Here is a 5,731-nt window from a genome sequence, read left to right on the forward strand (position 1 = left end):
AACCGGCTTTGTCGAGGTGATACATGGGCAACAACGTCTCGACTGGGTGATTACCGGTGGAAAACATTGTTCCGTTGTCGGTCAGTAAGTAGCGCTCATCGGCGCCAATCAGCAAAATCTTCCAGCGGCCACCTCGGTAGGGATTAGCGTAATCCGCATCACTCAGATCAGATTTTGGCGAGGTAAATTGGCTAAGCGAGTGTGGGGAGGGGAAAAAGGCATTGTCCTCCGCCTGATCCGGAGTGGGGCGCTTGTCGTCACTCTGCAAGGTAGTCATGGGTTTCTCCTACGAATGGGCTGATTGCCGAGGTTCATGCTAGTAGCGTGACGTAGGCCCAGCAATGAGGGTTTTCCCTTAAAGAAATGTTCCTCACACATGCAGCGCGCCGATCGTCTGCTTCCGGCCAAAAGCGGTCAGTGACAATATTCGCAAAGGCTACCGCTCAGCTTCCCGAAGACCGATCTCGACTATTCGTTAGGTACAGCACCATCGCTGCACGAGCCGCATCTTTGATTACCTTCAGCCTCAACCAAGATGATATTCGCGCCTTTATCAGCCAGGTGATACGCCAGCGAAGTGCCCACGATGCCGGCACTGATGACAACGACTCGTTTGCCCAGAGCATTTCCCATATCAACCTTTATTCTGTCGACCTGAAGGCGGTTCATTGTCTGCCACTGGTCGATTTCTGCTTGTCGTAACGGGCAGCAGTTGTCGTCCAGAAAGCAGATGTAGATTTGTCTGAAGTTGCGAAATAGCTGACAAAATCATCGTGTTAAAACGCCGCCTGAAATGGCAGCAAGATAAGCGCGTGAGTGTTGTTGGCACTGGAGGGTTCCGAAAATTCGTTCAGCTACTACGGCAAGCGTCATCAACGACTATAGTCATTGGTGAGCCAGAGCGAATCTGACCATTCCCCTGCCAACCTGGCCTAATCCAATTCCGCGATTACACGGCGGATCTTCTTGTGTTCCTTGATGCGGAACGTGAACGTTTCGCTGCCGAAATCACTCAGGCTCAGGCTGAGATCGAGGCAGCGTTGTCTTTTTTTGAACCCCTTGATGGTGGATGGAGTTATCCCGCCGGGCACGTCGCATCCCACTGAGCACGTCCCAACCACCCATCTATCAAGGTTCAAGCAATGAATATTTTAGAGTTCGATGATGCACAAAAAACCAATGGCGACCTGGTTCAGGGTCCGCTGCCGGCCGGTACTGTCGCGCCCGACTTCACTCTTCACGCAACCCCTGATCAACAGTTGTCGCTGCGTGAGCTAAAGGGAAATCCCGTGATATTGGCGTTTTATCCCGCTGACTGGACTTCGGTGTGTGGTGACCAACTGACCTTGTACAACCAGTTGTTACCCACCTTCAGAGAATACGGTGCGGTGCTATTGGGTATCTCGGTTGACAGCGCCTGGTGTCATCAGGCCTTTGCCAAAGATCGAAATTTCCACTTCAGCCTGCTGGCCGATTTCGAGCCCAAAGGGGCGGTGGCACGACAGTATGGAGCGTACGAGTCCCAGCTCGGAGTTTGTAAGAGGGCACTGTTCTTGATTGACAAGGAGGGGGTGGTCGCCTGGAGCTACATCTCACCAATGGCAATCAACCCTGGGGCGGACGGCATTCTGGATGCGCTGGATGCTCTGGCGAATTCACCACAAAGCACGCCAACCAAAAATTAACAGGTGATTACATGGCCACTCTCAAAGTCCCGGTAAGTGCCAACGACCATCGCCAGGGAAGTGCGCATGCCAAGGTCACCTTGGTCGAATTTGGTGACTATGAATGTCCCTATTGCGGTGAAGCGTATTGGATGGTCAAGAATCTGCAACAGCATTTTCGCGATGATTTGCTGTTCGTGTTCCGTAACTTTCCTCTGACCACCGCTCACCCGCATGCGCTGGGTGCAGCGGTCACCGCGGAGCATGCCGGGAGTCGAGGGTTCTTCTGGGAGGCTCACGACGAATTGTATGAAAATCAGGATCGATTGGGCCTGCCGCTGTATCGCGCCATTGTTCTAAAACACGGCCTTTCCAGCGAGGAACTCGACGTTGCCATGCGAGAGGACACTTACATCCCCAAAATACAATCCGACTTCAATGGCGGTGTACGCAGCGGCGTGAACGGTACTCCGGCGTTTTACTTTGACGGGCTTCGCTATGACGGGGTCCCAGAGTTCAACGAGATGAGTCAGATGATTGAGCTTCTGTTAGTGCGCGGACGAAATCGCTAGATTGCGACATCGGCCTGGCATCACCCACACCAGAGCCGAGGGCAAACCAGCGTTAGCTTCCTTCTACATTAAAGAGGTGTACACGGAGCCGGCAGCTAATGAAATCTTTGAAGTATTATGAAAAAAATCGACACGCCACATGGTTGGAGTTGTTTTTCGACCTGACTTTCGTTGTTACGATAGGCCAGGTTACGCATACTCTCGGACATGTTCATGAAGGCCACTTTGAACATAAGCAATTATGGATATTCTTGCTGCTTTTTGTACCGTTGTGGTGGATCTGGTCCAGTCACACGATTTACTCCAACAGGTTTGATACAGACAGCAATCTTCACCGTTTGGCAACATTATTCATAATGCTCCTGCTCATTGTGCTATCGGCACGGATCGGGGAAGATCTGGAAGTAAACTACCCGCTTATTATTGCCTGCTATTTTGGCATACGTGCCATCATCAGCATCATGTACATTTCGTCCATAAGTAAATTCGATTCTCGCGGCGAGCTCTCCTCTAGGCTCGGCTTCGCCCTGTTAATTAGCGCAGTCATTAGTCTCTCATCGGTTATTTTTGACCCGCCCTTGCGTTACCTTGTTGCTTATATTGGGATTGTTCTTGATATTCTGTTTCCTGTATTTTTCTGGACTAAACTAAAGCCGTTGCCAGCACACACAGAACACTTGGTTGAGCGCATAGGCCTACTCACCCTAATCTTATTGGGGGAGTCAATTATTAGCCTTTCCGGAGGCTTATCTAACATTCAATGGGGTTATTACAATGTGATGGCGGCCATCACCGGATTCATCATGATTTGCAGTATCTGGTGGATCTATTTTGATAGCTTTTACCTGCTGAGCAAAAATCACAGCAGTATGAGTGGGCACGCCTTGATCTACTCGCACCTTTTTCTTTTTATGGGGCTGGCACTCCTGGCAAATTTGATCAGGCATGCGATCCTGAATGACATTGCGATGCGCGATTTCCAGATCATGTCGATCATCGGCATGGCATTGTTTTTCCTGGGGAAGCAATATGGCTATTTCATAGCCGTGAGTCGAATAAGGAAATACATACTGCAAAACACCTTGATCGTGCTTTCTTTAGGTGGGTTAGTTATATTTCTACCGCGTGTCGAGTACATATTGGTCGGCCTGACAGTAACCATGATCTGTTATGTTCTCCTGAATTTCAGATATCGTTGAGTCTTTATTATCAGGCCACAGCTCGGGAAAAGTGATCAAGCGGCTGGTCTGCGGCCTGCACGTTGCCCACTACGTCATTCTCAGTGTCCGAGCGACATGCGACGCTACCCTTGGTCTCTTTGGGTTTGTAATCCTGGTGTCGTCGACCATAGTTAATTGCCGGATGCCCCTTTTAGCTATTGCGACCCGATAGCACCAGCCGCACCGTAACAACAGGAGCCACGTCATGGTCAAAGTAGCGTTGTTCGTTCGTCTGGAAGCAAAACCCGGGAAAGAGAATGAGGTGGAGCGCTTTCTCTTGAGCGGCCTTCCTTTAGTGGAGGAGGAGCCAGCCACTACAGCCTGGTTTGGAATCCGCTTGGGGCCGTCCACCTTTGGCATCTTTGACGCATTCCCGGATGAAGCGGGCCGGCAGGCTCATCTTTCGGGCAAGGTCGCGGCGGCGCTTATGGCAAACGCTGCCGAGCTGTTTGCCGAACCGCCATCAATCGAGAAGGTTGATGTCCTTGCGGCCAAGCTGCCCGGTTAAGCAAATCCAACAGGAAGTTCCATTCAGTTCGGGGAGGCTCACGATGGCTTCGTCAAGTGAGCATCCGTCGGCGTAGCAGTGACCGATATTCAATGCGCTGCCGGACGCGGCTGCACTCCGAACTGCGCAACGATGTGCGTACCCAATTCCTCAATAACCTCCGCCGCAGGGCGCTTGCCATATTTGAGATTGAGAATGACGTGGTCCACGCCGATTTCCTCAAGCGACTCCAGCAAAAACCGTAGATGGTAACGTCCAAGTTTGAACCCCAAATGGATACGTGTGGGTGGCGTGGACGGATTCTCATCGAGATCGATGTACAGCGACTGAGTAAAGGGCTTGTACACAGAGCCACATTGCCTGGTGACCTCCAGCCGCCAATCTTCCACGACCAGCCGCTGCATATTCGGAATGCGTGGATAGTTGATCCATCCGTTGCTCTCACGCGCGATCCAATCCAGTGACTGGCGACTGTTGCCGGTCACGAGCATTGGAATGAATTGGGTGGTAGGTTTCGGAATCAGGTCTGCGCCTTGCATTTCACCAGTGCTCCAGTGGATGGGCTCAAAACTGGTGCTGTGGGCGCGGCGAATCACTTCGTAGTGTTCTCGAAAGATCTCTCCACGCCTTTCGGGATCGACGCCAAACGCCGAAAACTCCACTGGCCGATCTCCCGAAGCAACCCCCAGAATCAAGCGACCAGTGCTCAACTGATCGACGCTGGCTGACGCCTTGGCCGTGTGCAGGGGATGGTGCAGCGGGATGGCGATGGAGGCGGTGCCAAGTGCAATCTCCGAGGTATGGGCGGCCATATAACCCAGGTAAACCCAAGGGTCGAAGACTTGGCCGACATCGCCGAAGCCAGGGTCGCGAAGCGGCACGTCGCGAAACCAGAGCGCGCAGAAGCCCAGCGCCTCGGCTTGTTTAGCCAGTGTGACCTGGTTGAGCATGTTCGGAGTGTCCCCGTCGAACGCCTCCATGGGAAAGAATAATCCAAGGCTCAAATGCCCCTGAGTGAAGGTTCGGCTGAACCCTCGATGCTGCTGGTAAGGAGTCGTGCTCGGCCGATACATACGGATTGTCCTCATGGCAGAACGTGAACAGCGCCCCCGTTTCCAGAGGTGCTGCGGCATCGGTCGCTTTTGAACGACAGGTGGGGGACTGGGTCTGGCTTTTACCCGTTGCGCCGTACTGCTGGTCGTGTGGACCGGATTCAGGGGCCAGTTGCTGGCGATAGGCGCGGGTCGGTCCGGGTGGGTGTTAAGTGGACGGTCAAAGGAAGTCAGATCTCTCGGCTCTATACCACCAGATGGGCAAGGTGTTCGAGGAATCATTCTATAAGCGTAGGCGGTTTTGCGGCTCTCCGCCATATTCTTACAATCGAGCCGCTGTCGGGCGAAAGTCGCGTATCGAAGGCAGTTATCGGTTGTGGATTCAACCGGTCGACGCAACAGATTGGCTAAATCGTTCTGCCGGTGTTTCGTAGTCTAGCGTTTTCCGAGGGCGGCTATTTAGCTGCCTTGCCACTTCATTGAGCGTGGCTTGCGAGTGCTCCGCAAGGTCGGTTCCTTTCGGGAAGTACTGCCTTAACAACCCGTTGGTGTTCTCATTTGATCTTCGTTGCCAAGGACGATGAGGATCGCAGAAGTAGACTTTGATGTCGGTAGCCACCGTAAAGCGTTTATGGTCAGCCATCTCTTTACCGCGATCCCAGGTCAGCGATTTGTAGAGTTCTTGGGGCAAGTTACGGGCGTTTTCAATTAGGGC

Annotated in this window: 6 protein-coding genes and 3 pseudogenes; 5 read left to right on the forward strand and 4 right to left on the reverse strand. The window is 52.6% G+C overall.

Going from position 1 to position 5,731, the window contains the following annotated elements:
* Window positions 1-277 (reverse strand): annotated as a pseudogene (locus H043_RS29405) (protein deglycase HchA); the annotation flags it as partial.
* Between the two features lie 242 nt (window positions 278-519).
* A pseudogene (locus tag H043_RS30870) lies at window positions 520-633 on the reverse strand (FAD-dependent oxidoreductase); the annotation flags it as partial.
* Window positions 634-816: 183 nt separating this feature from the next.
* Here H043_RS30870 and H043_RS30875 point away from each other — a divergent pair.
* From H043_RS30875 to H043_RS0126225, 5 genes and pseudogenes are all read left to right on the forward strand, one after another.
* Window positions 817-1,106 (forward strand): annotated as a pseudogene (locus H043_RS30875) (TolC family protein); the annotation flags it as partial.
* A 36-nt stretch (window positions 1,107-1,142) separates the two neighbouring features.
* The gene (locus H043_RS0126210) at window positions 1,143-1,685 is read left to right on the forward strand and encodes a redoxin domain-containing protein (RefSeq protein WP_027614302.1); all 543 of its coding nucleotides are present in this window, start codon (window positions 1,143-1,145) and stop codon (window positions 1,683-1,685) included.
* A gap of 11 nt (window positions 1,686-1,696) precedes the next feature.
* Complete coding sequence (locus tag H043_RS0126215) at window positions 1,697-2,236, forward strand: thioredoxin domain-containing protein (RefSeq protein WP_007967054.1); 540 nt, start codon at window positions 1,697-1,699, stop codon at window positions 2,234-2,236.
* Between the two features lie 98 nt (window positions 2,237-2,334).
* Window positions 2,335-3,435, forward strand: a complete 1,101-nt coding sequence (locus H043_RS0126220; protein WP_027614303.1) for a low temperature requirement protein A — start codon at window positions 2,335-2,337, stop codon at window positions 3,433-3,435.
* A 226-nt stretch (window positions 3,436-3,661) separates the two neighbouring features.
* Complete coding sequence (locus H043_RS0126225) at window positions 3,662-3,964, forward strand: putative quinol monooxygenase (protein WP_027614304.1); 303 nt, start codon at window positions 3,662-3,664, stop codon at window positions 3,962-3,964.
* Between the two features lie 89 nt (window positions 3,965-4,053).
* On the opposite strand, the gene H043_RS0126230 is transcribed toward H043_RS0126225, so the two are convergent.
* Both H043_RS0126230 and H043_RS30060 read right to left on the reverse strand, forming a co-directional pair.
* Window positions 4,054-5,037: an LLM class oxidoreductase gene (locus H043_RS0126230; RefSeq protein ID WP_027614305.1), complete on the reverse strand. Its 984-nt coding sequence runs from the start codon at window positions 5,035-5,037 to the stop codon at window positions 4,054-4,056.
* Between the two features lie 361 nt (window positions 5,038-5,398).
* Window positions 5,399-5,731 (reverse strand): IS30 family transposase (locus H043_RS30060; protein WP_155953519.1); only part of this gene is annotated, 333 nt, incomplete at its 5' end.

This window comes from Pseudomonas sp. URIL14HWK12:I6 (assembly GCF_000514195.1).
Classification (GTDB): Bacteria; Pseudomonadota; Gammaproteobacteria; order Pseudomonadales; family Pseudomonadaceae; genus Aquipseudomonas; species Aquipseudomonas putida_A.

Bases quoted from the DNA above. Each gene is read 5' to 3' on its own strand.
- H043_RS0126210 (WP_027614302.1), top strand. From the start codon at position 1,143: ATGAATATTTTAGAGTTCGATGATGCACAAAAAACCAATGGCGACCTG.
- H043_RS0126215 (WP_007967054.1), top strand. From the start codon at position 1,697: ATGGCCACTCTCAAAGTCCCGGTAAGTGCCAACGACCATCGCCAGGGA.
- H043_RS0126220 (WP_027614303.1), top strand. From the start codon at position 2,335: ATGAAATCTTTGAAGTATTATGAAAAAAATCGACACGCCACATGGTTG.
- H043_RS0126225 (WP_027614304.1), top strand. From the start codon at position 3,662: ATGGTCAAAGTAGCGTTGTTCGTTCGTCTGGAAGCAAAACCCGGGAAA.
- H043_RS0126230 (WP_027614305.1), bottom strand. From the start codon at position 5,037: ATGTATCGGCCGAGCACGACTCCTTACCAGCAGCATCGAGGGTTCAGC.